A 23,313-nucleotide genomic window follows, 5' to 3' on the forward strand; every position below is an offset into this window, starting at 1 on the left:
AGCCTCGATCCACCGACGGGCTTGCGCCCGTCGGTGTTGTTTGAATGAGAAAGTGCCCTTCGAGCTGGGATGATTGCTGTTGTCTAGGCAACAATCGTGCAGTTCAGAAGGGCACTTCGAGTGCAAGTTTCTCATAGGTTCGCCGCGGAGTCTGCGGTGTTCGACGATGACAATCTCGTGGCGTTGGCCGGGCTGGTGCCGGTGATGCGGCTGGCGGAGCGAACCGGGCTGGTAGAGGCGCTGGCGGAGAACGTGATGATCACCGCACCGCGGATCGAGTCCGGGTCGGCGAATCCGGCGCCGAAGCTGGCCACGCTGATCGCGGGGATGTGTTCTGGGGCGGACAGCATCGACGATGTCGGCGTGCTGCGCAGCGGCGGCATGGCCACTGTGTTCGATCGGGTGTATGCGCCGTCGACGATCGGAACTTTGTTGCGGGAGTTCACCTTCGGGCACGCTCGCCAGCTCGAGGCGGTGCTGCGAACGCATCTGGCCCGGTTGTGTGATCGGGTGGAGTTGCTGCCGGGTGCCGGGGTGCGGGCATTCGTCGATATCGACTCGCTGCTGCGCCCGGTGTACGGGTATGCCAAGCAGGGTGCCTCCTACGGTCACACCAAGATCGCAGGCAAACGCATTCTCCGGAAAGGACTTTCGCCGCTGGCTACCACGATCAGTACCGATCTCGCGGCGCCGGTGATCGCCGGGATGCGGTTACGTGCCGGAAGAACCGGCTCGGGCAAGGGCGCCGGCCGGATGGTCGCCCAGGCCGTCGCCACCGCGCGGGCGGCCGGAGTCACCGGCGAGATCCTGGTCCGTGGCGATTCGGCCTACGGCACCCGCGCGGTGGTCGGTGCGTGCCGACGCGCCGGTGTTCGGTTCTCGCTGGTACTCACGAAGAACCGTGCCGTGCAGCGAGCGATCGCGGCGATCGGCGAGGATGCGTGGACTCCGGTGAAATATCCGGGCGCGGTCCGCGATCCCGACACCGGGGAGTGGATCTCCGACGCCGAGGTCGCCGAAATCGGTTATACCGCTTTCGCTTCCAAACCCGACGCGGTCACCGCCCGGCTGATCGTGCGCCGCGTCCGCGACGCCGCCCGCCAGGACGAACTGTTCCCGGTCTGGCGATATCACCCGTTCTTCACCGACTCCGCCGAACCCACCGTCGACGCCGATATCACCCACCGCCGCCACGCCGTCATCGAGACCGTGTTCGCGGATTTGATCGACGGCCCGCTCGCTCACATGCCGTCGGGTCGTTTCGGCGCGAATTCCGCCTGGGTGTTGTGCGCGGCGATCGCACACAATCTGCTGCGCGCCGCCGGCACGCTCGCCGACCCGAGTCTGGGCAGAGCCCGCGGCACCACGCTGCGACGCAAGATCATCGCCGTTCCCGCTCGTTTCGCTCGCCCGCAGCGAAAACCTGTGCTGCACCTACCCACTCACTGGCCCTGGGTCGCTGCCTGGCAGCAGTTGTGGCACGCCACCACCACTACACTCTCGACCTGCTGATCGCACGCAAGCCATCCCTACAACCAGGAAAAACAGTGGAAAAGCTGGGCAGACCAGCGGCTACCTCACGCCCGAGACCCGATGGTCCGCGCGCCGCGGGCGCGCGGACCATCCCCGAGACCCGTCGGTGGATCGAGGCTTAGTCAGCTATTACCGCGAAACGTGGGGCCTTGCGCGGCTTTGCTACGGAAAGTCAGGGTGGTCGGGTCGTCGGGTGGTCGGGGCCGAGGATCCTCTCGGCATCGTGGTAGTTCGGCTCTAATAGTGCGACTGCCTCCGCCACCCGGCCCGCAGTCCAGTAGAGACCTGCAAGATTGTTTCGGAAGACCAAGATCTCAGGATGCCGCTCTACCCCGCGATGACCGACGTCGACGTCGATGACGTCGCCGCTGCGGTCCGTAAGATCGCCTCCGCCTACCAACGCTGAAAGGACAACAGCCCCATGGCGAAAAAGGAAGGCACACAGATCATCCTGGTCAACCCGCACGGCCAGGTACTGCTGTATCTGCGCGACGACAAGCCAGAGATCCTCTACCCGAACATGTGGAGCCTGCTCGGTGGGATGCTCGAGCCCGGTGAGACCCCGCTCGAGTGCATCGTTCGTGAGATCGCTGAAGAGCTGATCGATAACGCCAATGAGATCGGCTTCCAGCTCGACCCGGCCAAGGTGACGCACCTGTGCACACGGGACCTCGACTTCGGCATCGAGCACACCTTCACCGCCGCCGTCGACTTCGATATCGCGGACGTGACCCTCACAGAGGGCCAGGCGTTGCGGTGGTTCTCCCGCAAGGATGCTGAGACGACCCCGCTGGCCTACGGCGACAATGCAATTCTCGGAACCTACTTCGGCTCCTTGACGTCCGCCCGATAGCCCGGTCAGTCGAATCCGGTCGCCAGTAGGATCCGGATTTCGGCCTATGAACGGCTACGCGGCTTGCTCGGTGTAGGGTCTCAAATTTCGTGGCATCTGCCAGTTGGTTGACCTGGTTGTTTCTGGTTTGTCTCACGCACTGGCCAGCGGTTCCTGTCTCAGTTCGATGGCATTTCCTCACTTCGATCCGGGTTGTTTGTCCGGGACGGAACAACCCGGATCGACTGTCGATGGATAGCGTCAGCCGTTTCGCTGTGGTGAAAGTGGGCTTCGACCGGGTTCGTGGTGCAGGATCGAGATGGACCGACAGTTCCTCGGCAACCTCGACAACATCATCGCATCTCTCGGAAATGACGAGGACACAGAGGAATCCGCGAAGGAATGCCGCTATCGCCGCCACACAGCATCGGCGCCGACTCACCCGCGCGAAAGCGATCCAAGTCCTCAAACCCTCCATGCCGACGGCACCACGGTGTCCGAAACCGTCGCCAAAACCGCTGGGTCTTGAGGTTCTGGCTCTACGTCAGCCGCGCCACCTGTCCGGACCGGCGCCGTCGCTGTCCAGTTCGGGCATCAGGTTGTCGACCCAGGCGATCTAGGCCGCGATGGTTGGGCCGGTGAGCAGGCGGGCTGTATTTCCCGCGACGCCTCCATCCCTGGCTGCACCGGGGGGTGGCCGGTGTGCAGCACTGGGCGGATGCGTTGCCGGTTCTGCCCCCTTCATCAGGGGTGGGAACGCCTGGCCGAAGTCCAGCCCGGCAACGCACCCGCTACCCACTCGCGGAAGACGACACCCGCATCCACTCACGCGGGACTACCTGGATTCAGCATCACGTACTGCCCTGAGCAGCACATGACAGCCCGACTATGCCGCTCCGGACGCCGACGGAATCGATCGATATGGCTGTGAGCCGACCCCGGACCGGCGTGAGTGACCGGCGCTCAGAGGCGTTCGTGCACGGTGAGCAGCAGGTGGTCGAACCGGGTGCGGGTGCTCACCGAACTGCCGCCGAAATCGCGCAGCGCGCTGACCAGTTTCTCGCCGAGAGTGCGGAGCTTGGTGTTGGTCTCCTGGCAACGCCAAGCCAGCACGTTGAACGCCTGCTCGGCGCTGATCCCGTAGATCAGCATCAGGGCGCCTTGCCTGCTCGATCACCGCTCGGGCTTCAACCAGTTCGGGCAGCGCCTCGTCCAGGACGGCTTGGCGGGTCTGGCCGACGCTGTCGGTGACGTCGATGTAGAAGCCCGCGGTCCCTACCAGCGCGCCGGTGTGATCGCGCAGCTGGTCGCCGACCACCAGCACGTGGTGCTCGACCCCGGCGGTGTCGATGATCCGGTGGCGGCTGCAGAATGGCTGACCGGTCCGCACCACCGCGACGAGGGTGTCGGCGACTTCGGCGCGGTCGTCGGGGTGCTTGTGCGCCAACAGCAGTTCGGTGGTCGGGACGACGGTGCCTGGTGCGTAGCCGTGCAGGGCGGCGACCTCGTCGGACCATTCCCAGCGCTGATCGGCGAACCAGAACCGGAAACTCCCCGCCCGAGGCGGCGAGGTGGGGTCGGTGCCGACGATGGTCAGGCCCGTTGTTTCTGTCACCGCTCGAGTATCGTCGCCGCGGACCGCGCACCACGAGGGTCAGAACGGCTGCTGCCCGCCGCCAACGCGGCCACCGCACCCGAGCCCGTCGAAACCGCCAGGCCGATCGGCTTGGGCGAGGCGGGCAAGGCGTTCATGTACGAGCCAGAACACCATGACGCTGGTGAGGAAGCACAGTGCGGTAGCGGTGGTATCGAGACGGTGCCATTCGGCGAATCCGTAGCAGCTGCGGTGGGTGTGGTTGCCAGGCTGAGCACTGCGCCGATGAACGGGCTGGGGTTTGGGGTCTGAGTTGGTTACAGCGGATGGGCGCGGTTGCCCAAGCCGTAGGGGCGTGCGCCGATCGAGGGCACCAGCACAAGCATCGCTGCGCACATTGCTGCGCCAGATCCCAAAGCTGCGGAGAGCGAGCCGGTCAAGACTGCTACGCCGCAGGCAGAGCCACTGCGATGATCCCGCTCAACCCAGCGGTTCCGCGCTCGATGCGGACGATCTGGGCAGGTCGTTCGTTCATCGGAGTCATATCGTCGTCTTACCCAGCCTTGGCTGTGATCGAAACGGGACTTCGCGAGAATGAACGATCACGCGCGAGGACGCGTGTCGACCCACCGGCGCGCACCTCAGCTGTTGTCGCCGTCGCGGGCCGCGCGGTGGCGGCGGGCGGCGCGGCGATCGGGGTCGAGACGTTCGCGCATCCGGTCGTCGGCACCGGGGCCGGCGAGGAATGCGAAGTTGACGGTGGACAGCGGACGACCGCTGTCCCGGTCGACGAGGCCGGGGACGATCTCCTCACCGGTGTCACGATCGACCAGGACCACACTCGGCTCGGCGGTGTCGGCGTGTTTTCGGCCCCACTCGTACAGGGCCACCACCACCGGGAAGAGGTCTCGGCCCTTCCCGGTCACGATGTACTCATAGCGCGGCGGCGCGTCGTTGTATCGCCTGCGTTCGAGCAGACCGGCCTCCACCAGGGTGTTCAATCGCCTGGTCAGCATGTTCGGGGCGATGCCGAGGTTGTGTCCGAACTCGTCGAACCTGCTGAATCCGTCCAACGCGTCTCGCATGATCAGCAGTGTCCACCAGTCGCCGACATGCTCGAGCGCGCCCGCTATCGGACATCCCATGGTCTGGAAACTCGTTCGTCGCATCCGTCGATCCTTCCACGGACCCTATAGTAACTTGCATGATGATAGTTACTGCTTTAGCGTGGGCTCCGCGGTCATCCACGACCGCCAACGATCCGACACTCACCTGCGGGTGAACTATCGAAAGGACGTGCGGTGAGCTTCTCCACCGATGCACGGTCCACCACTTTGGTCATCGGAGCGGGCGGCCGCCATGGCGGCACCGGTTCCCATGTCGCGCAGCGCCTTCGCGAGCAGAACCGAACCGTGCGCGTACTGGTTCGCACCGACGACGAACGCGCACACCGTCTGCGTGAGCTCGGGGCGCAGATCGCGGTGGGCGATCTGTTGGATCGTCGGACACTCGACACCGCAGTCGAGGGCGTGGACACGGTGTATTTCACCTACCCCATCGCACCTGGCGTCGTGCAAGCCGCGACGAATCTGGCCTCGGCGATGCGTGCCGCCGCGTCCGCGCCGCGATTGGTGGTGATGTCGATGGCGGCCACGGCCGCCGACAGTCCCAGCGGACTGGGCCGCGCGCATTGGGCCGCCGAAGAGGTGTTCTCATGGGCCGGACTCGAACCGACCACCCTGCGAATCGCCGCGCTGTTCTACGAGAACATCGCGCTCCTGCACGCCGAATCCATCCGCCGCACCAGAGCCTTCGCCAACAGCTTCGGCGAAGCCGCCATACCGTGGATCAGCGGCCATGATGCCGCCGACCTCGCCGTCGCCGCCCTCACCGACCCGAACCGATACCCTGCCGGCTCCACCTTCTACCCGCCGGGCGCCGCCGTGCACACCCACGCCGATATCGCCGCGCTCATCGGCGCCGAAACCGGAAATCCTGTCAGCTACCACCACATTCCGGCGGCGCAGTGGCAGAGCGAACTCGACGACATCGCACGGAAGGATGCTTTCGCGACGATCAATCCCGCTATGGCCCAGCACATCTCCGCCCTGGGTGCGAAGTTCTCACAAATGCCGATCACACCCCCGCTCGACACCACCGCACTCGCCGAGGCGATCGGCCACCCACCCCAGACCTTCGCCGAATTCATCCACGCCCATCGCGACCGCTTCATCCAACCACCGACCGCCTGAACACCGAAATGGCACTGCGAGTGAGCATCTCGGGCTACGAACGACTCCCGTCGCCCCGGCCGGAACTGTGCTCGCACGCCCGACCAGAACCCAGAGGAGCCCGGCGAATAGGGCTCACCTCGGCCTTGCACCTCCTCGATCGCTGCCATCTGCTGCTGTTGTTGTGCGCAGCGACGAAGGCCTCGCCAGGGCGCGTATACGAGCCGTGCCGCCAGGCTCGCCTCATCGACACCCGACTACCGTCCGGCGAACTCGGCTACGACCGGAGCGAACCTATCGGCGAAGTCCGGCGCCGAAGACGAAATAGGAGAAGCCCTCTCCTCGCGTCGCCGCTGGATTTCCTCGGCGGCGGCCACCGGATCATCCGGAAGTACGGTCACTGCGTCGGCCGCGCGAAGCGCAGCGGGGGCGGTGTCGGAGCCAGGGTCTGTCCAGCCAACGGTGCAACTCGGTTTGATTGGGTTACTCACCACCATCTCCGGCCCACAAACCGAGGATGTCGCGGGTGCCATCGACGGTGACCGCCAGCGCGACATAGATGGGCCGGTTGGCGACCTTGCCGTCGCGGATCTTCACATGGATCGCATCCAGGAAGATCACCGGATCCACGCTGTCGAGAGGCCGGTTCTGCCACTCGCTTATGCCATCCACCACCTTGTCGGTGATCACCGAGATCGTCTGCTTGGACACCTCGGCGCCATAAACCTCACGCAGGTGCGCGGAAATCTCCCCATGGGTGAGCCCCTTGGCCGACAGCGACAACACCATGTTCTCCACACCGTTGAGCCGGCGCTGGCGTTTGCGCACGATCTGCGGCTCGAAGCTGGCGTCCCGATCGCGAGGGACGTCGATCTCGACCGGCCCGACGTCTGTGACCACCGTCTTCGACCGATTTTCGTTGCGAGAATTGCCTGTCCCACGACCGGCCGGGTCGCCGTGGTCATAGCCGAGATGGTCGGTGATCTCACCATCGAGAGCGGTTTCGACGACCATCTTGGTCAACTGCTGCAACAGCCCACCCTCACCGGTCAGCTGCAAGCCGTTGCTGCGGGCCTGGGCCACCAGCTGCCGCGCAGTTCGTAGCCGCAGGCGGTGGCGAGCGAGTGAATCATCGTCTCGTCGACGCGCGGGTCGGCCCCTCCCAATCGGCTCGGCCGGTGAACGGGGTCGGGTCGCCTGCGGCGAGTGCACGCAATCGGATCATCATCGGCGCCCAGCCCTCATCCCAGAACCGAATACGCGTCACGGGGCGACCAGTGTGCGACAAGAACAATTGCTCGCTGGCGTCGCGATCGAGGCCGAGCAGAGCCACCGTTTCGAGGGGAACGAACGTCGTGCGTATGCCGCGGGCCGATTTCGGATCTCCGAGCTTGAGCCGTCCGTTCGCCCACTTCCACGCCTTCGTGACACTGACCGCGCCAGGGTGCCGGTTGATGTCGCCAACCGTGAGCGCGCCTTGCTCGCCGGGCCTGCACATCGACATCACGCCGAACTCCCACCAGGCGCGCCAGAACGGCGCGAGCAGAGCGTCGACCAACTCGAACTCATCCTCGCTCAGGTGGTCGACCTCGCGCGCAATACGCTTCGGCAGCTTGGATTCCGCGCACGGATTCGGGATCAGCGGAGTTGGCCGATGACGGGCCGCTGCGCCCATCGCCGAGCACAGCAGGCCGTGTTTGTTGGCGATCGTCTTGGGTGCATTGCCAAGCTCGTTTGCGAGCCACTCCACCCACGCCACATCCATGTCCGGCGTGAGCGCGACGACCGGAAGGTGTTCGCCGTTGAAGAACGGAGTTATGTCGTGGTCGATCATGCGCAGATACTTGCGCTTGGTCTCCTCCTCGACGCTCTCGCCGAGTAGTTGCACGTGCCGTCGCAGCCACGGTGTCAGCATGACGGCCTCAGCGACCGCACCGAGCTGCGCGGCGAGCACGCGCTCAGCCTCGACAGGGCCGACGCGGTCGAGCAGCTTGGCCCAGCGGATCGCGGCGGCGTGGTCTGTGAATGTCTGCGAGGTCGCCGTTTCCTCTTCGCCGGGGCGTGTGATGCGGTAGCGCACTTGACTTACCGTGCTGCCGTCCTTGCGAACGCGGATGCGAGGGGTCGTCTTGCGGGGTCGTGCCACCGGGGCGTGGTCCTTCGACTCGGGCCGAATCCCCTCAGATTCCCGTTTGTGGACCGCAATGTGGACGCAGAAGGGGCGCAATCTCGCGACTACGCCCCTGAACTGCTGTTTATCTGTGTCCGGAGGGGGACTTGAACCCCCACGCCCGATAAAGGGCACTAGCACCTCAAGCTAGCGCGTCTGCCATTCCGCCACCCGGACCGGTGGTGCTCAGCAAGGTTATCGGATGTGGCGGCTGGGGCCAAATCGCGGTACGAGTCGCTGGTCACCGGGGTGGTCCGGGGGTGGATGGGAGGCGGGTCAGCGCAGCTCTTCGAAGGTGCGCTCGAAGGCGAGGGCGCCGTGGCCGTCGGCGACCTGGCGGTCGATGAGGGACTTGATCGGGCCGATCACATCGAGCGCAACGCCGGCGTCGCGGCTGGCGCGCACGATGGCGTCCATCGCGGCCTTGTGGAAGTTCAGGTGCTGGACGTCGGTGGTGTAGTCGCCGCCGTCGATGATCCGGCCGTACTCCGGGATGAGCTGGGCCATCGCCGTCACCCACGCGGTCGCGCGTTCGGCGAACGCGCTTGCCGAGGCCCCGGTGGAGCGCACCAGCGCCGCGCCGTGGAGGAACCCGGCGAACATCGCGTACATGTTCGAGAGCAGGGCGAAGTCCCAGGTCGCGGCGAGGCCTGCGTCTTCGCCGAAATAGTCTGCGGCGGCGGCGGATTCGAGCGTCTCGCGGTTGTCGTCGAAGACCTTGCGCGACCCGCTGTACAGGATGGACGCGCCGGGCTGCCCGATCATCGGCGGCACCGCCATGATGCCGCCGTCGAGGTAGTCGATGCCGTGCTGTTCGGCCCATCGGCCGAGTTCGCGGGCTTCCTCGGGCGCGGTGCTGGTCAGGTTGATCACCTGCTTGCCAGACAGTCGGTCGGCGACCGGGTCGAGCGCGGCGTGCACCGAGGCGTGGTCGAGCAGCACGACCACGATCACCTCGCCCGCGCGCACTGCCTCGTCCACGGTGGCGACGCCGACCGCTCCGGCCGCGACCAGGTCGGCGTCCTTGCCAGGGGTCCGGTTCCAGACGGTGGTGGGTCGTCCAATCTTCAGGAAGGCCGCCGCGAGGGCCTGGCCCATCGCGCCGAGTCCGAGGACCGTCACCGGGTTCTGCTGGTTCTCCGCCATCGCGGGTCAACTCCTTGGGTGGGAAACGTTGTGGTCAGCGCGCTGGAATCAACAGTGCGCGAGGGACGTTGGGTCGACAAGTACCTACTATTCGGTCGGGTACTTACCAACATGTGTGTGAGCAGCTAGCGAGGTGCGGCAGTGGGCGCGAAGAGATCAGGACCATATTTCTGCGGCATCGACGCGGCCATGGACGTGATCGGCGGCAAGTGGAAGGCGCTGATTCTCTGGGAGCTCGAGGAGAACGGGGTGCGCCGTTTCGGCGAACTGCGCCGCGGCCTGCCCGGCGTCTCCGAGAAGATGCTCATCCAGCAGCTGCGCGAACTAGAGGAGGACGGCATCGTCACCCGCGAGGTCTTCCCGGAGATCCCGCCGCGCGTGGAGTACGAGCTCACCGAACTGGGTTCGGCTCTCAATCGCGCCCTCGAACCGCTCGGCGCGTGGGGCCGTGACCGCATCGACCGCATCGGTGCCGGCCGGGTGCATGTCCCCGCCTGACCTGGCGATTTGGTGAACCCCCCGACCACCCGTTTATGATCATGATCCGCTGGCGACGCCAAGTCGCCAGGGACACAACAGAAGACACCGGTCCGGGTGGCGGAATGGCAGACGCGCTAGCTTGAGGTGCTAGTGCCCTTTATCGGGCGTGGGGGTTCAAGTCCCCCTTCGGACACTCGATGCACGGTTTCGCGGCAGATGTGCCACGAAACCGTGTTTTGGTTTGCGCGGCGACGTGCCACACCTCCAAAGAGTGTCCGTTCGAGCTCTCGCGTTCCCGGCTGTCGGCTCGGTATGGCAACAGTCCGCTGGCGCATCTCCGCGAAACGCCGACGGCCGACTTTGGACCAGGCGAACAGATCGCCGGAGCCAGCCTGCGCGGATGGCGAATCGATCACCGGCATCGTGCTCGCTGCCGCGCCCGGCCGCGGGCAAGCCGCATCCATGTCAACCCGAATTGGCATGACGTGTATCACATGCAGCTGGCAAACCTGCTGGGTGTGCGGCGGCGCAGCGCCGCACCTGCGGTTTTCTAGGGCGACTTCCGCATTTCCTCTATGCACAGTTAACCGACTGTGCGTAAACTGTGACCAAGCTGATATCAAAGAGGCGGCCGGGAAGGTTCGGCAGCCGCGCAGACGCTAGGTCTCCACGACCGCACGCCCCGCAGCTGCCATGAGGTCGGCGAGCAGAAGTCCGCAATCGACTCACTCGCGATCCCAGTCCTCCCCTCTCGTCTTCATAGTGAAGATCGACCCCCCGCGACACCGCGGCGGGCAGAGCGATAACGAGACGGTCCCCACGATTGCGTGGCGTGCCGAACAGTCGAGCGTTTCCACAACTTCAGAACTGCTGCATCGGCGAGCCTCAGCGGCTCATGGTTCTCGGGTCCGCGCTACCCGACCACGTTGCCGGAACCCGTTCCCCTGTTTCCGAGAATCCGATTCACAAGATCACTACCACACGCGAAGGAGCTGCAATGCCCGATACGATCGAAGACGCACTACATCAGGATTTCAAGCGCTGGAGCGAGCTGGTCGACCGCGCCGCACACGCGGACAACGAAGTCGAAAGGGAGAAGCCCGCTTTGGCCGCGGCAGAGCTGGAATCGAAGTGGACCCGCACCGCCACCGAAGTCTGGCGAACCCTGCACGACCAATGGTGCGAAAGCATCGACCAGACGCCGGCAAGGGTGAAGTCCGAATACGCTCTGCTTTGAGCCATGCGACTTCTACACCGGTTGCGGGCTGAGCGTCGCTGAGCGCGACGACGTGCTCGCCTCCGACGTGGAGAACGCGGCGCAGCGTCTTCGATGAGCGGTCACTGGCCGGTCGGCGCGTTGGGTGTCGAAACGGGACCACCCAGGGCCTGAGCTTTCAGCTGTTCGAACTCCGCGTCGGTGATGACACCGGAGTCGCGGAGGGCCTTGGCGTCGGCGATGCTCTCGGCGGGAGACTTGCCCGCGACTTGCCGGATGTACTGATCGGTGGCCTGCTTCGCCTCGGCCTGCGCCTGTTGGGCGCGCAGGGCCATGCCCCGCCCGCGCACGATCAGGTACACGAACGCCGTCAGGTACGGCAGCACCACCAGCGCGATCACCCACAGGGCCTTGGCGATGCCGGAGACGGTGTGGTCGCGGAACAGATCGATGAGAATCTGGAACAGCACGATCAGGTACGCCACGAAGGCGAACACGAGGATCGTGTACCACACGTAATCCCAGAACGAATCCATGCTGTGAACCTCCTCGGATGGATATTTTCCGCGTCGTTGCCAGCCGTGGATCCCGGCCGCGGAGTAACCGGACTGCCGGTCGGCCTTTCGATCGAAAACAAACTCTTGTCTTCTTTGTGGTTCGTCCACGCTTCGGCGACAGCGCAAAGGTGTGGTTCGAAAATAGGCGCACGACGATGTCGGCGCCAGGCTTCGGCGAAATTGCCGAGCAAATGGTATGGATGATCGTGACTGCTAAAATCGCCGTGTGAACACCGTCAAGAGGCGGTCTGATCGGCCGTTGTGCGGACCACTTCTTCGCAACTCTCCATCGGAGAGCGGTCTGCTTGTTCCCGCCAACACCGCTGGAGACGGAGGCGGATATGACCACAGGTGACGGGGACTGGTCCAAGCCCGAGGCGATGGCCATCCCGAAGGAAGGCTATTTCGCGCTCGAGCAGGGGCGGTACGGGCCGGTATTTCCCCGCACACCGGCCAATTACGGCTTCTCGATCATCGCGAAGGTCAAACCCGGTCGTGAGGCGGCGATCCGGGAGTACGGCAAGCAGATCGAGGCCGCGGTCGCGGAAGATCCCACCGTTCTGGCGCCGCTGCGGCTGCACTACTTGCGGTGGGTGCTGTTCGACCTCGGCGACGGCTTGTGTTTCCAGTACCAGGGGATCTTCGACACCGACTTCGACAAGTACGTCGAGGACGCCATCGCCCTGTTCTTGTCGACGGGTATCACGACCGTGTTCGTGAACCTCGAAGGGTTCCCGGAGGACTGGAGGACCAATACCGAAGCGGTCGTGAAATTCTTCCGTGAGCATCAATTCCCGAGCTTCCTGGAGTACGGCGAGTACCCGTATGTGACGGCGGACGAGATCAAGAAGGCACTGCGCGTCAAGGCGGCGTTCTCCGGCATGCTCGACCAGATGCAGTAGAACCACGAGGTTCGTTGATGCTCGAACTCGACGATATCCAGCACCTTGTGCTCACCCGGGTGCCCGCGCTGGCCGGACGCTACGAGTTCCTGTCGTTCGCCAGTGGCGACGGTGGACGGGCGTGGCTGTCGGGCATGGTCGACCAGGTGGCCTCGGCGGCCGACGTACAGCGCTCCGTGCACACCGATCGTCGCTGGGTGACACTCGCGTTCACCTGGACCGGGCTGCGCGCGCTCGGCGTGCCTGAGCAATCGCTGGCGACGTTTCCCGAGGAGTTCCGGCAGGGCATGGCAGCGCGGGCGAGCATGCTCGGTGACACCGGACTCGCGCACCCCGACCACTGGGTCGGCGGGTTGGCGGATGACGATCTGCACGCCATCGCGATCCTCTTCGCCGGTGACGACGCCGAGCGCGCACGCTGGGTTGATGCGCACGATCGACTGGTCGCCGACCGCGCCGGAGTGACGGTGCTGTCGTCGCTGGACGTCGGGGCGGTCCCGCCGTTGGATTACGCGCACGACCATTTCGGCTACCGCGACCGGTTGTCGCAGCCGGTGATCGAGGGCTCCGGCGAACAGCCGACGCCGGGCACGGGCGCCCCGATCAAAGCAGGGGAATTCATCCTGGGATATCCCGACGAGGACGGTCCCCCGGTGGAACTGCCACAACCGGAGGTGTTGTCGCGCAACGGCACCTACCTGGCCTACCGGCGCCTGGAGGAACACGTCGGGCGATTCCGCGACTTCCTCGCCGAGCACGCCGACTCCCCCGAGGAACAAGAATTGCTGGCCGCGAAACTGATGGGCCGCTGGCGTAGCGGCGCCCCCTTGGTGCTCGCCCCCGAGCAGGACGATCCCGAACTCGGGGCCGATATGCAGCGCAACAACGACTTCGGCTACAAACACATGGACCCCTATGGCTATGCCGCGCCACTGGGTTCGCACATCCGCAGGCTGAATCCCCGCGACACCGCGGTGAACATGCAACGTCGGCGCCTGATCCGCCGCGGCGCCACCTACGGACCACACCTTGCCGAAAACGTTCCCGACGACGGCGCCGAGCGCGGAATCGCGGCCTTCGTGCTGTGCGCGAGCCTGGTGCGCCAATTCGAGTTCGCCCAGAACGTGTGGGTCAACGACAAGACGTTCCACGAGCTCGGCAACGAGCGCGATCCGATCATCGGCAATCAAGACGGCACCCTGGAATACAAGATCCCCAAACGCCCGATTCGCCGAACCATCAAGGGATTACCGGCATTCACAACTCTCAGGGGTGGCGCGTATTTCTTCATGCCCGGTCTTCGCGGCCTGCGTTACCTCTGCACCCGAGCCGACAGCGAGGTAGCACCATGACCGCGGCGCGCACGTACAACCAATCCCAGCTGCCACGCCCCTACACGCCCGGCGGACGCCGATTGAGCATCTACTGGACCTGGAGCTACCCGTGGGAAGCCCAGCGCGACCCCGCCGCGCTGGACAACCGTTTCTCCACCATGACCGAAGTGCGCCAGGCGACTTGGCCTGCCTACGAGACACCCGAGTACGACGCCGCCCACTTCCTGCAAGGCATCGCGGGAACGTTGGAGCTGTTCCACCGCTCCACGCTCCGTTTTCAGGAGGTCGCCGAAGAAGCCACCGGCCATCCCGTCGCGGTCTTCCAGCGCATTGATCAAGCCGGGTTCGAACTACCCATCGATGAACGCGTCCTCGCCGACACGGACACCCTCATGGTCTTCGGCCTCGACCACGTCCTGGGTCAGGCGGCGGCCAAGCCCGAGGAGATCGCGGCGATCCAGGAGTGGTTGCGACGCGAAGGCACCTGCCTGCTCCTCGCGCCGCACCACGACGTCGGCTGCACCGACGACCTCCGGCAACGCCAAGTCGAATACGAACACCACGGCGACCCGCTGGTGCCACGCCAACAACGGTTCAGCGCCTACACCCGCTCGCTCATGGAAGCCCTCGACGTTCCGGTGCGCAACATGTACGGACTTCGCCCCGCCGTCGTCGAAGACACGAAATCCATTGCGCCACTTGTCACTTTCCGTGACCGCGACGCCTTGCACCTGCTCGACGACGTCACCACTTTCAACTTCCACCCCCACCTCCCGCACTACCACCTCACCGAGCCCGCGAGCGAGTCCGTGCGACTGCTCGCGCGCCAACCCATCGACCTCGACCGACCGCACCCCTTCACCGCCGAAGGCAACACCGAGTTCAACACCCTGATCTGGTTGCCGCCCACCGACCACCGCGCCGGTGACATCGTCATGATCGACTCCACCAACTTCACCACCTTGTTCGGCGGAACCGAAAGCCTCACGAACCTCTGGCGCAACCTCGCACTCATGAAGTGATGCCGCATCGAAAACGGCCGTCGCGCACACCGAACCCCCGGAATCACTACCTGATCGCGACGACCAACGCGTCGTTGATGGACCGCCACGCCACACCTGCCTCCAGGAACCCGGCCTCCTTCAATCGCGCGCAGTGCCACGCGATCGGATGTTCGTCTCCCCCGCTGTGCTGATCGAAGATCGCGCGGCTACCCGCGTATTCCTCGGCCAGAGCCGGATCGCGTCCTACCTGGGCCCACCACTGCTCGAAGTCGAGTGCGCCGGTGATGCGGGCGCGTTCCTGATGGGACTTCTGGATGGTTTCGTCGAGCGCGTTGAGCAGTGGAGTATCGGGGTCGGGCATGTGATCGGCATTGAGGAAGACTCCGCCCGGTCGAACCAATTTCGCGAGGTCGGTGTACAAGCGGGTCAGCGGATCGGTTTTCATCCAATGCAAGGACGTCGCGGTGAGCACAGCATCGAACGACTCGTCCGGCAGGGAATCGATCCAACCGGGTTCGGCCACGTCGGCCGTCACGAAGGTGATCCGTGAATCCCTGTCGAACGATCCCCGGGCTATCGCGAGCATCGTCGGATCAATGTCGACGGCGACGGATCTCGCTTCCGGGAATCGCGCGAACAACCGTCGGCTGATGCTGCCGGGTCCGCAGGCGAGGTCCAGCACTCGCGGAGTCGGCCCCGTCGCGGCGGCCACCACATCCAGCATCACCCGGAATCGTTCCTCGCGTTCGGGCAGATAGAACTCCTGCTGCGTATCCCAGCTTTGCTGCCACGACTCCCAGTCCACAACGCCTCCGTATCCAGAAACAACTAGAAATGGCTGCCGAACAGTGGTGCGCACGAACGCCGGATCACTACCGGCCGAATGCGGGAGAGAATTGATTCTCGGCTGCAAACGTTACACAAATCCACCGCCGTGAAGTGATGACAACACACCGGGGGTGCTGTTGAGTCGAGATATGCGGTCGACGAGGTTGTTCGGCAAGCTGGCGAAGGATCTCGCCGCGCGGATGGAATCGGCCAGCGGCTGGCCTCGCACCCTCCGGCGAATCGTCGACGGGTTCGTCGAGATCGAGATAGTCGACCGATCGATGACCCTCGCGGCCCAAATCTTCACTTCGGTATTGCCCGTGCTGATCGCCGGGTCTTTCCTGCCCTACTGGGATCTGGCGGGTCGGGCGATCAACGACCAGCTCGGCTTCGACACGGAGATTCTCGTGTCCGGTGTGGGCACCTTCACGGTCACCGATCCCACCTTCGCGGCGTTCGGTGTCGTCGGATTGCTGATGGTCCTCATCAGCGGCACCTCGTTCGCCAAAGCGCTGGCGCGAATCTACGCGAAGATCTGGAACGTGCCGTCGATCCGGGTGCGCAACGCGTGGCGATGGCTCGTCGTCCTTCTCCTCGTTGCCTTCTCGGCCGTGCTCCTCGGCGCGATCAGGGAACTGACCGGGCTGCGCTACGTCGGTGTGCCGCTCGCCATCGCGGGTGAGCTGGCGGTCTGGATGCTCGTCTGGACTATCAGCCCATACCTGCTCACGATGGGAAAGCTGTCCGGCCGTGTCTTGTGGATGACCGGGGCGCTCACAGCGTCCGGCCTGACGGTCGTCCGAGCCGCGGGAAGGCTCGTGCTGCCGAGGATCACCGATACCGCGTACACGAGGTTCGGACTGCTCGGGCCGGTGTTCACGTCGATCAGCTGGCTGTTCGTGCTGTCGGCGGTGGTGGTCGGCGCCGCGACGATCACCAAGGCGCTCGCCCTCGACGAGTCCCCGCTCGGTCGGTATCTTCGCGGACCGGCCACCGGCGATCGGCAGGAGCCGCAGCCGACCGACTCGCCCGCCATCCGGCGAGTCCCGGCCATCACGGAGGACGAGCCGCGCGGGTCAGGTGTCGGCTCGCTCCGTGGCCTCGGCATGCCGCCGGGCGGCAGCGGGACGGATCAGCAGTTCCAGCGCGAGCAACGCCAGCAGCGCGCCGAGGACGATCCACACGACCACGAGCCCGGTGGGATAGCGCCAGAACACCAGCACGAGGGCAGCGATGCCGATGACCGTCCAGCGTAGCGCCGGGCGAACTCGAAAAGCCCACCGCTCCACCGCATTCGGCGGCCGCGATCGCCGCACCGCGTCCATGCCGCGCCCGAACCGACGGCGCATCGCCGTGGCCGAGGCGGAATCTCCGGTGAGGTAGGCGCCGAGCGCGATCGCCAGGCCGAGCACGGCGACTCCGCGCAGCGCGGTCCGCAGCGGCACGAGCACGGTGTCGATGATCGCGGTGGCCGCGTCCGGTGACAGCACGTCGGCGGGCATGTCCTCCAGATACAGTGCGCGGGCGACGATCAGCGCGATCGCGAGGACCAGCATGCCCGCCGCCAGCGCGAGCCCGACGAAGACCAAGGCGCGTCTGCGGCCGCCCGCGGGCGCCGCGGCGATCGCGGCCACGGCGATCGCGATCGTCACCCACGGCAGTACCGCCGAAGCCTTGTCGAGATTGTCGACCGCGCGCTGTGCCCGGACCAGCTCCGGGGATCGGAACAACACGAGCTGTTTGTCGACCGCGGGGATTTTCTCGGCGAACGTGAAGCCGCGATCGAGCAGCCGTGCCTTCACGTTCTCGATCACCGTCCCCAGCGAAATACTCACCGTGCCGTTCTCGTCGACGGTCACCGACTCGGGGCCGGCGACATGACCGGTCGCCACCGCCACCAGCTTGGTGTGAGCCGCGCGGTTGGCTTGTATCCACAGATCCTCGAACTCGTCGCTGCGCACGTATGACAGCACCGTCTCGTGGACGAAGTCGCGTGTCTGCTGGGCGATCACCGGCGCGAGCCCTTCGACCGCGCGGTCGACGCGCGGCCGGTTCTCGACCGCCGGAACGGCCTCGGTCAGGGCGGCCAGCGCGTCCGCGGTCATGCCTTCGATGTCGACGCGGACGAAGATCTCGTCGGTGATGGTGTTCGCGACTTCGTTCCGCAGGGCTGGGTCGGAGGCCAAGGGCGCCATCGTGGTCACATACCGGTCCGTGTCGAGGATCTGGCTCCGTACGTACCGGGCCAGCACAGTCGTGATCGCCAGCATGGCGACCAGCACCACCAAGACGGCTACGGCGGTCCACCGCCACGCGTGCCGCCGCGGCCGTGCGCCGCCGCGATCCTCCGCTCGCAACGCGGCCACCTCCGCGCGAAGCCGGTCGAGTTCGGCGCGTTCCTCGGTGCTCAGCCGTTCGTCGGGCGCGTCCCCCGGCACGTTGGCATTCATCGATATTCCAACTCCTGGAACGGACTCGGGGCAAACACGGCAGCGTCGTGGTCGGCAACCGCCATAATTCTCTGAAGGACTTGTCTACAGAAGACCTTTTCTGTTTCACCCATGTGGAAATGGGGAAGCGCCCTGCACGGTCCGGTTTGCGGCTGCGGTGCAGTGACCCGGGCTGATCAGCGGCGTACGCTATGCCTGAGAGTAGCACCGCGCACGGTGCGTTCGAGAACGATCTTCACCCCGCACAACCAGCCGAAACCGCTGCCACATCGAGAGCGATATGTAAGCGAGCCAAGCTGATACGGCTCTTTCTCATGATGGAAAGAGGGTTGCCGTGACCGAAACCGATATCGACGCGTTAGGCCCGGTCGATTATCTCGTGATCGAATTTCCCGCCGATCGACCTCCGGACGGTTCGGCGCTTCCCCTGCTGCGCGACCTCGTCGAGCGCGGCATCATTCGAGTGCTGGATCTGGCGTTCGTCCGAAAGGATGCCGACGGTTCCCTCGCCGGAATCGACATCACCGACGTGGGCCTCGAAGGGGACCTGGACATCACCCTGTTCGCCGAGGCGGGATCAGGCCTCCTGGACGAGGCCGACCGCAGCGAAGCAGCCGGGGTGCTCCAGCCGGGATGCTCGGCGGCGATCTTGGTCTACGAGAACAGGTGGGCAGCGCCCTTCGCGTCCGCACTGCGCCGCAAGGGCGCCCAGCTCGTCGCTTCCGGGCGGATTCCGGTGCAAAGCCTGCTGTCGTCGCTCGAACTGCTCGAGACGGAAAGTCGATAGGGAGGGTGTCATGCCAGGATTGCTTCGCGGCGTAGCCCGCACCGCAGTAATCTCCGGAACCGCGACCGCCGTATCGAACCGGGTCTCCCGGCGCCAGGGCGAGCGGTGGGCGGCGCAGGAGCAGGCGCAGCCCGACCCCTATGACCGATACGCGCCACCGCCCACACCGCCACCGAGCGGCGGCACCGACATGGACCGAATCACGGCGCTGAAAGAACTCGCCCAACTCAAAGCGCAAGGGGTGCTCACCGAAGCGGAGTTCGAAGCGGAGAAGGCGCGAATCCTCAGTGGGTGAGCAGGATCTTGACGATCACGACGGTCGCGGCGACCACCGTCAGCAAGACCGCGGCCAGCACGGATGCCCGAGTCGGGCGCTCGCCTTTGAGCCGACCGACGACGAACACGATGCCGCCGATGCGGACCAGCACAGCGAGTTCCGCGGCGACTTGGGCGGTTCTCGGCTCGACCCATCCGATCCAGCCAATCGCCAGAACGACGCACGGCAGTACCGCCGAACTGAGAATCGGGACGGAGTTGCGCAATTCGCGCAGTGTCTCGACTCGCGTCGATGGACTTCGATGACGCACGCTGTGTCCGACCGCTTCGGCGAAGACGTGCGCGACGAACGTGGACAACGCCGTCCCGAGGACCACAAGGATTCCGACGTACTTCTCGCCCGTGGTTACCGGAACCAGCGCTGCAAGAACCAGGACATTGCCGTAGATGTAGGCGCTGATGCGGCTCGCCGCGTTGTCGCGATCCAGCGGCCTGGTGCGCGAGAACAGCGGGCCGTGCAGCAGCGCGTGCGAGCTCGATGACACATCGTTGTCAGACCGCATCGGACGCTCCGGCGGGATGCGCCACGTCGTCTCGCGGCAGCGCTGTGGCGGCGAGGAGGCCGGCTATGGCGATGATCGCGAGTGTGGTCATCGCCGCGGCGTAGGCGTGACTCGACAGACCCGCGACCAGGATGGTGCCCGCGATGGCGGTGCCGAGCGAGGAACCGAGATTCGAGACGCAACGCGACAAACCTGATATCTCGCCCTGCTGGTCTTCACCGAAGCTGGACTGGACGATATCGACCGACGGCGTCAACATCACGCCGAGTCCCAGCCCGATCAGCAGCAGCCCAGGCGACAACGCCCAGGGGGTTTCGAAGCGGCCCGCCAGCGCGAGCAATGCGCTGATACCGACGATGGTCACCAGAAATCCCGCGACAATCAGGGTGCGTTGCGAACGTCTGCGCGCCAACCGTGCCGCGCCGAGCGACGTCACCAGCAGCCCGACCGTGGCCGCGGTGAAGATCACGCCGGTCTGAATGGCGTTGTAACCGCGAACGACTTGCAGGTACGCGGCGACCACGAACGAGGTTCCCATCAGCACCAGCCACTGGATGTTCTGCGTGACGAGACCGAGGTTGGACGTGCGGTTGCGGAACAGGCTTGTCGATATCAACGGCACGCGGCCCGCCTTCTCCTTCGCGCGGATCGAGAGGAAGAACGACACCAGCACCACCACGCCCGCCGCGATCAGCACGAGCATGAGCCGGATGTCGTTGTCGGCGGCAAGGATTCCCATGACCAGCAGCACCAGTCCGACCGCCGACAGCACGGCGCCCAGGATGTCGAATGGCACGGTCGGGTCCGGGCGCACCGGATCTTCGATGCGGCGGCCGAGCAGCACGATCGCCGCGACCACCAGCGCTTGGAACGCGAACGCCGCGCGCCAGCCGATCCCCGAGGTGATGAGTCCGCCGAGGAGCGGTCCCGCCGCGGCGCCGATCCCGCCCAGTGCCATGATCGCGCCGAAAGCCCTTGCCCTGGAGGTGGCTTCGGTGAAGAACAGCGTGGTCAGGATGTAGACGGGCGGGATCAGCATCGCGGTGCCGATGCCTTCCAAAATGGAATTGCCGAGAACCAGCACGCCGAGCCCCGGTGCGAGCGCGCTCAGCACCGCGCCGACGCCGTAGATGACCAGACCCGCCATGAAACAGCGTTTGCGGCCGTACCGGTCGGTGATCTTCCCGCCCGGAATCATCAGGGCGGCCATCACCAACAGGAAGATCGTGATGACGGTCTGCACACCCTGCACCGTGGTGTTCAGATCGGCGCTGATGTCGTTGATCATCACGTTCATGTTGGAACCGGCGAAACTGCAGATGAACTGCGCCAGTGCCAGCGGAACCAGCACCCCGCGGGGTGGGGCGAGCGCACCGGTATCGGCCATCGGCTACTCACCTATTCGGTCGTCGCCGATCCGGCTTCGGCGCGGTCGAGTTGTTCGTCGAGGGCCATGGCGGCGGCGACGAGGGCGAGATGGGTGAAGGCCTGGGGGAAGTTGCCGAGCTGCTCGCCGGAGGGGCCGATCTCCTCGGCGAAGAGCCCGACGTGGTTGGCGTAGGTGAGCATCTTGTCGAACGCGTAGCGGGCCTGGGTCAACCGGCCCGAGCGTGCGAGCGCCTCGACATACAGGAAGCTGCACAGGTTGAAGGTGCCCTCGACGCCGCGCAAGCCATCCGGAGACGCCTCCGGGTCGTAGCGATAGACCAAGCTGTCGCTGACCAGTTCGCCGTCCATGGCGTCGAGAGTGCTCAGCCATGCCGGATCCAGCGGCGACAGGAAGCCCATCCGCGGCATCAGCAGCAGCGACGCGTCGAGCACGTCCGTGGCGTAGTGCTGCACGAACGCCTGCCGTTTCGAGCTCCAGCCCCGATCGACGATCTGGGCGAAGACCGCATCCCGCGCCCGCGTCCAGCTCGCCACATCCGCGGGCCGGGAGTAGTCGGTGGCCAACCGGATGCCTCGATCGAACGCGACCCAGGTCATCAGCCGGCTGTAAGTGAATTCCTGTTGGCCGCCGCGGGTTTCCCAGATGCCCTCGTCGGACCGGTCCCAGTGCTCGGTCAGCCAGTCGAGGAGATTCGCGAACACCCGCCATCCCCAGATGCCGCCGATGTCCGAGGACTGAGCCATGGCGTCGGCGGCCTCGCCGTAGATGTCGAGCTGAATCTGATCGGCCGCCGCGTTGCCGACCCGCACCGGCGCGGATCCGCGGTAGCCCTCCAAGTGGTCGAGTACCTCTTCCTCCAGGCGCGGGTCGCCATCGATCCGGTACATGATCTGCAGCGGTTCACCAGAGGCGGTGTCGCCGGCCTCGAGACGGTCGCGCAGCCAGCGCCGGAAGGCGTAGGCCTCTTCGGTGAATCCCAGATCGATCAGGGCCCGCACCGACAGTGAGGCGTCCCGGACCCAGGTGTATCGGTAGTCCCAGTTGCGTTCGCCGCCGACCTGTTCCGGTAAGCCCATGGTGGCCGCGGCGATCGGCGCGCCGGTCGGCAGGTAGGTGAGCAGCTTCAAAGTGATCGCCGAGCGGTTGACCATGTCCCGCCACCGGCCCCGATACGTGGACGAACGCAGCCAGGACTGCCAGAAACGGCGACACCGCTCGAGGTCGGCGATGGTGTCGTCGCGCTCCGGTGCGGCGGGGGCGGGCCCCTCGCTCGCCATGCTCGTCAAGACCACCACCGCGGTCTCGCCCTGCGAGAGCGTGAACCGTGCCGTGACGTCGCCGTCTTCGGCGTGGAGCGTCACCGGATCGCTCGCTTGTAAATGCAGGTCCGTATCCGGCCCGTGGAAGACGGCCGTTCGTTCGCCGCGCTGTTCCAGTGTGTGCTCGGCCCTCCCGTAGTCGAACCGGGGCCGACAGGTCAGTGTGAACGTCAGGGTTCCGCGCACCACGCGGACCACTCGCACCAGCCGGTGTCGGTCGGTGGGCACGGGCTCCCGGATCGGTTCCATGAAATCGCCGACCTCGCCCACGCCGTCCGGCGCCATGAACCGGGTGACGAGAATGGCGGTGTCCGGCAGATACAACTGGCGAACCGCGGCGTCCTCGGTGGTGGATTCCACGGCCAGCCGGCAGAATCCGCCGCGCTCGCTGTCCAGCAGCGAAGCGAAAACGCTCGGCGAATCGAACCTGGGCGTGCACCACCAATCGATGGTCCCCGCCGAGGACACCAGGGCCGCGGTCTGCAGATCGCCGATGATGCCGTGCTCGGCAATCGCTGGATAGGCATTCACAAGCGCTCCTTCGGTAAGGGTGAATTGGACGTGGCACAGTTCGCGGGCTGCCCGCCCGAACGTCGCACACCACCCGTTCGGAAGCGCTCCCCTTCAGTGTGCGCCCGCACCAGACCGAACGGGGAAGGTGCGCGGAAATCGGACCGACACCGTACGGTGGAATTGCTGAT

General features: G+C 65.5%; 22 protein-coding genes, 2 tRNA genes and 2 pseudogenes. 13 read left to right on the forward strand and 13 right to left on the reverse strand.

The genetic code is table 11. The annotated features are described in order from the left end of the window. The first annotated feature begins 120 nt into the window (after positions 1-120). Positions 121-1,512, forward strand: a complete 1,392-nt coding sequence (locus tag T333_RS25910; protein WP_496423424.1) for an IS1380 family transposase — start codon at positions 121-123, stop codon at positions 1,510-1,512. Positions 1,513-1,705: 193 nt separating this feature from the next. On the opposite strand, the gene T333_RS25915 is transcribed toward T333_RS25910, so the two are convergent. After that, positions 1,706-1,999, reverse strand: coding sequence for a tetratricopeptide repeat protein (locus T333_RS25915; RefSeq protein WP_496426137.1), 294 nt, complete (start codon positions 1,997-1,999; stop codon positions 1,706-1,708). Here T333_RS25915 and T333_RS25920 point away from each other — a divergent pair. Both T333_RS25920 and T333_RS25925 read left to right on the forward strand, forming a co-directional pair. Continuing rightward, the gene (locus tag T333_RS25920; RefSeq protein WP_496426138.1) at positions 1,955-2,386 is read left to right on the forward strand and encodes an NUDIX hydrolase; all 432 of its coding nucleotides are present in this window, start codon (positions 1,955-1,957) and stop codon (positions 2,384-2,386) included. The genes T333_RS25915 and T333_RS25920 overlap by 45 nt on opposite strands. Positions 2,387-2,684: 298 nt before the next feature. Next, a complete protein-coding gene (locus T333_RS25925; protein WP_496426139.1) occupies positions 2,685-2,894 on the forward strand; it encodes a hypothetical protein in 210 nt (69 codons plus the stop codon). A gap of 434 nt (positions 2,895-3,328) precedes the next feature. Here the strand turns inward: T333_RS25925 and T333_RS25930 are convergent. Next, positions 3,329-3,980 (reverse strand): annotated as a pseudogene (locus T333_RS25930) (PAS and ANTAR domain-containing protein). Positions 3,981-4,600: 620 nt separating this feature from the next. Then, positions 4,601-5,128, reverse strand: a complete 528-nt coding sequence (locus tag T333_RS25935; RefSeq protein ID WP_496426140.1) for a winged helix-turn-helix transcriptional regulator — start codon at positions 5,126-5,128, stop codon at positions 4,601-4,603. Between the two features lie 132 nt (positions 5,129-5,260). Here T333_RS25935 and T333_RS25940 point away from each other — a divergent pair, with 132 nt between their 5' ends. Next, positions 5,261-6,211, forward strand: a complete 951-nt coding sequence (locus T333_RS25940) for an NmrA family NAD(P)-binding protein (protein WP_496426141.1) — start codon at positions 5,261-5,263, stop codon at positions 6,209-6,211. Positions 6,212-6,676: 465 nt separating this feature from the next. Here the strand turns inward: T333_RS25940 and T333_RS25945 are convergent. The 4 genes and pseudogenes from T333_RS25945 to T333_RS25960 form a co-directional block, all read right to left on the reverse strand. Next, positions 6,677-7,300 (reverse strand): annotated as a pseudogene (locus tag T333_RS25945) (IS256 family transposase); the annotation flags it as partial. 19 nt (positions 7,301-7,319) lie between these two features. Beyond that, positions 7,320-8,270: a site-specific integrase gene (locus T333_RS25950; protein WP_496426142.1), complete on the reverse strand. Its 951-nt coding sequence runs from the start codon at positions 8,268-8,270 to the stop codon at positions 7,320-7,322. A 182-nt stretch (positions 8,271-8,452) separates the two neighbouring features. Beyond that, a tRNA-Leu gene (locus T333_RS25955) sits at positions 8,453-8,537 on the reverse strand. Between the two features lie 99 nt (positions 8,538-8,636). After that, positions 8,637-9,506, reverse strand: coding sequence for an NAD(P)-dependent oxidoreductase (locus tag T333_RS25960; protein ID WP_496426143.1), 870 nt, complete (start codon positions 9,504-9,506; stop codon positions 8,637-8,639). Positions 9,507-9,647: 141 nt separating this feature from the next. Between T333_RS25960 and T333_RS25965 the strand changes: the two genes are divergently transcribed. The 3 genes from T333_RS25965 (at position 9,648) to T333_RS25975 (ending at position 11,223) form a co-directional block, all read left to right on the forward strand. After that, positions 9,648-10,004, forward strand: coding sequence for a winged helix-turn-helix transcriptional regulator (locus tag T333_RS25965; protein ID WP_496426144.1), 357 nt, complete (start codon positions 9,648-9,650; stop codon positions 10,002-10,004). Between the two features lie 90 nt (positions 10,005-10,094). Further along, positions 10,095-10,179: transfer RNA gene (locus T333_RS25970), tRNA-Leu, on the forward strand. A gap of 804 nt (positions 10,180-10,983) precedes the next feature. After that, on the forward strand, positions 10,984-11,223 hold the full coding sequence (locus tag T333_RS25975) for a hypothetical protein (RefSeq protein WP_355001508.1): 240 nt from the start codon (positions 10,984-10,986) through the stop codon (positions 11,221-11,223). 101 nt (positions 11,224-11,324) lie between these two features. On the opposite strand, the gene T333_RS25980 is transcribed toward T333_RS25975, so the two are convergent. Next, positions 11,325-11,738, reverse strand: a complete 414-nt coding sequence (locus tag T333_RS25980) for an SHOCT domain-containing protein (protein ID WP_355001509.1) — start codon at positions 11,736-11,738, stop codon at positions 11,325-11,327. A gap of 17 nt (positions 11,739-11,755) precedes the next feature. Here T333_RS25980 and T333_RS25985 point away from each other — a divergent pair, with 17 nt between their 5' ends. The 4 genes from T333_RS25985 (at position 11,756) to T333_RS26000 (ending at position 15,017) form a co-directional block, all read left to right on the forward strand. Beyond that, entirely contained in the window at positions 11,756-11,989 is a 234-nt protein-coding gene (locus T333_RS25985) for a hypothetical protein (protein ID WP_496426145.1), read from the forward strand. Positions 11,990-12,100: 111 nt separating this feature from the next. Continuing rightward, complete coding sequence (locus tag T333_RS25990; protein ID WP_357247380.1) at positions 12,101-12,661, forward strand: hypothetical protein; 561 nt, start codon at positions 12,101-12,103, stop codon at positions 12,659-12,661. A gap of 17 nt (positions 12,662-12,678) precedes the next feature. Then, entirely contained in the window at positions 12,679-14,013 is a 1,335-nt protein-coding gene (locus T333_RS25995) for a Dyp-type peroxidase (protein ID WP_496426146.1), read from the forward strand. Next, the gene (locus T333_RS26000; RefSeq protein ID WP_357247374.1) at positions 14,010-15,017 is read left to right on the forward strand and encodes a hypothetical protein; all 1,008 of its coding nucleotides are present in this window, start codon (positions 14,010-14,012) and stop codon (positions 15,015-15,017) included. Before T333_RS25995 ends, T333_RS26000 begins: the two co-directional genes overlap by 4 nt. A 46-nt stretch (positions 15,018-15,063) precedes the next feature. On the opposite strand, the gene T333_RS26005 is transcribed toward T333_RS26000, so the two are convergent. Together T333_RS26005 and T333_RS26010 are read right to left on the reverse strand one after the other, a co-directional pair. Beyond that, the gene (locus T333_RS26005; protein ID WP_496426147.1) at positions 15,064-15,804 is read right to left on the reverse strand and encodes a class I SAM-dependent methyltransferase; all 741 of its coding nucleotides are present in this window, start codon (positions 15,802-15,804) and stop codon (positions 15,064-15,066) included. Between the two features lie 1,099 nt (positions 15,805-16,903). Continuing rightward, positions 16,904-18,277 (reverse strand): hypothetical protein, encoded by a 1,374-nt coding sequence (locus tag T333_RS26010; RefSeq protein WP_496426148.1) that lies wholly within the window; start codon positions 18,275-18,277, stop codon positions 16,904-16,906. A gap of 334 nt (positions 18,278-18,611) precedes the next feature. Between T333_RS26010 and T333_RS26015 the strand changes: the two genes are divergently transcribed. Both T333_RS26015 and T333_RS26020 read left to right on the forward strand, forming a co-directional pair. Further along, positions 18,612-19,064, forward strand: coding sequence for a DUF6325 family protein (locus T333_RS26015; RefSeq protein ID WP_357247368.1), 453 nt, complete (start codon positions 18,612-18,614; stop codon positions 19,062-19,064). Positions 19,065-19,074: 10 nt separating this feature from the next. After that, positions 19,075-19,359 carry an SHOCT domain-containing protein gene (locus T333_RS26020; protein WP_355001517.1) on the forward strand — a complete coding sequence of 95 codons (285 nt, stop codon included), beginning with the start codon at positions 19,075-19,077 and terminating at the stop codon, positions 19,357-19,359. Here the strand turns inward: T333_RS26020 and T333_RS26025 are convergent. From T333_RS26025 to T333_RS26035, 3 genes are read right to left on the reverse strand one after another with little or no spacing between them, the layout of a single operon-like run. Continuing rightward, positions 19,349-19,903 (reverse strand): hypothetical protein, encoded by a 555-nt coding sequence (locus tag T333_RS26025; protein ID WP_496426149.1) that lies wholly within the window; start codon positions 19,901-19,903, stop codon positions 19,349-19,351. The genes T333_RS26020 and T333_RS26025 overlap by 11 nt on opposite strands. After that, positions 19,893-21,290 carry an MFS transporter gene (locus T333_RS26030; RefSeq protein WP_496426150.1) on the reverse strand — a complete coding sequence of 466 codons (1,398 nt, stop codon included), beginning with the start codon at positions 21,288-21,290 and terminating at the stop codon, positions 19,893-19,895. Before T333_RS26030 ends, T333_RS26025 begins: the two co-directional genes overlap by 11 nt. A gap of 11 nt (positions 21,291-21,301) precedes the next feature. Further along, entirely contained in the window at positions 21,302-23,143 is a 1,842-nt protein-coding gene (locus tag T333_RS26035; RefSeq protein WP_496426151.1) for a glycoside hydrolase family 15 protein, read from the reverse strand. Positions 23,144-23,313: the final 170 nt, after the last annotated feature.

The organism is Nocardia sp. CNS-044, assembly GCF_059570515.1.

Bases quoted from the DNA above. Each gene is read 5' to 3' on its own strand.
- T333_RS25920 (WP_496426138.1), top strand. From the start codon at position 1,955: ATGGCGAAAAAGGAAGGCACACAGATCATCCTGGTCAACCCGCACGGC.
- T333_RS25925 (WP_496426139.1), top strand. From the start codon at position 2,685: ATGGACCGACAGTTCCTCGGCAACCTCGACAACATCATCGCATCTCTC.
- T333_RS25935 (WP_496426140.1), bottom strand. From the start codon at position 5,128: ATGCGACGAACGAGTTTCCAGACCATGGGATGTCCGATAGCGGGCGCG.
- T333_RS25960 (WP_496426143.1), bottom strand. From the start codon at position 9,506: ATGGCGGAGAACCAGCAGAACCCGGTGACGGTCCTCGGACTCGGCGCG.
- T333_RS25975 (WP_355001508.1), top strand. From the start codon at position 10,984: ATGCCCGATACGATCGAAGACGCACTACATCAGGATTTCAAGCGCTGG.
- T333_RS25980 (WP_355001509.1), bottom strand. From the start codon at position 11,738: ATGGATTCGTTCTGGGATTACGTGTGGTACACGATCCTCGTGTTCGCC.
- T333_RS25985 (WP_496426145.1), top strand. From the start codon at position 11,756: ATGGATATTTTCCGCGTCGTTGCCAGCCGTGGATCCCGGCCGCGGAGT.
- T333_RS25990 (WP_357247380.1), top strand. From the start codon at position 12,101: ATGACCACAGGTGACGGGGACTGGTCCAAGCCCGAGGCGATGGCCATC.
- T333_RS25995 (WP_496426146.1), top strand. From the start codon at position 12,679: ATGCTCGAACTCGACGATATCCAGCACCTTGTGCTCACCCGGGTGCCC.
- T333_RS26000 (WP_357247374.1), top strand. From the start codon at position 14,010: ATGACCGCGGCGCGCACGTACAACCAATCCCAGCTGCCACGCCCCTAC.
- T333_RS26010 (WP_496426148.1), bottom strand. From the start codon at position 18,277: ATGAATGCCAACGTGCCGGGGGACGCGCCCGACGAACGGCTGAGCACC.
- T333_RS26020 (WP_355001517.1), top strand. From the start codon at position 19,075: ATGCCAGGATTGCTTCGCGGCGTAGCCCGCACCGCAGTAATCTCCGGA.
- T333_RS26025 (WP_496426149.1), bottom strand. From the start codon at position 19,903: ATGCGGTCTGACAACGATGTGTCATCGAGCTCGCACGCGCTGCTGCAC.
- T333_RS26030 (WP_496426150.1), bottom strand. From the start codon at position 21,290: ATGGCCGATACCGGTGCGCTCGCCCCACCCCGCGGGGTGCTGGTTCCG.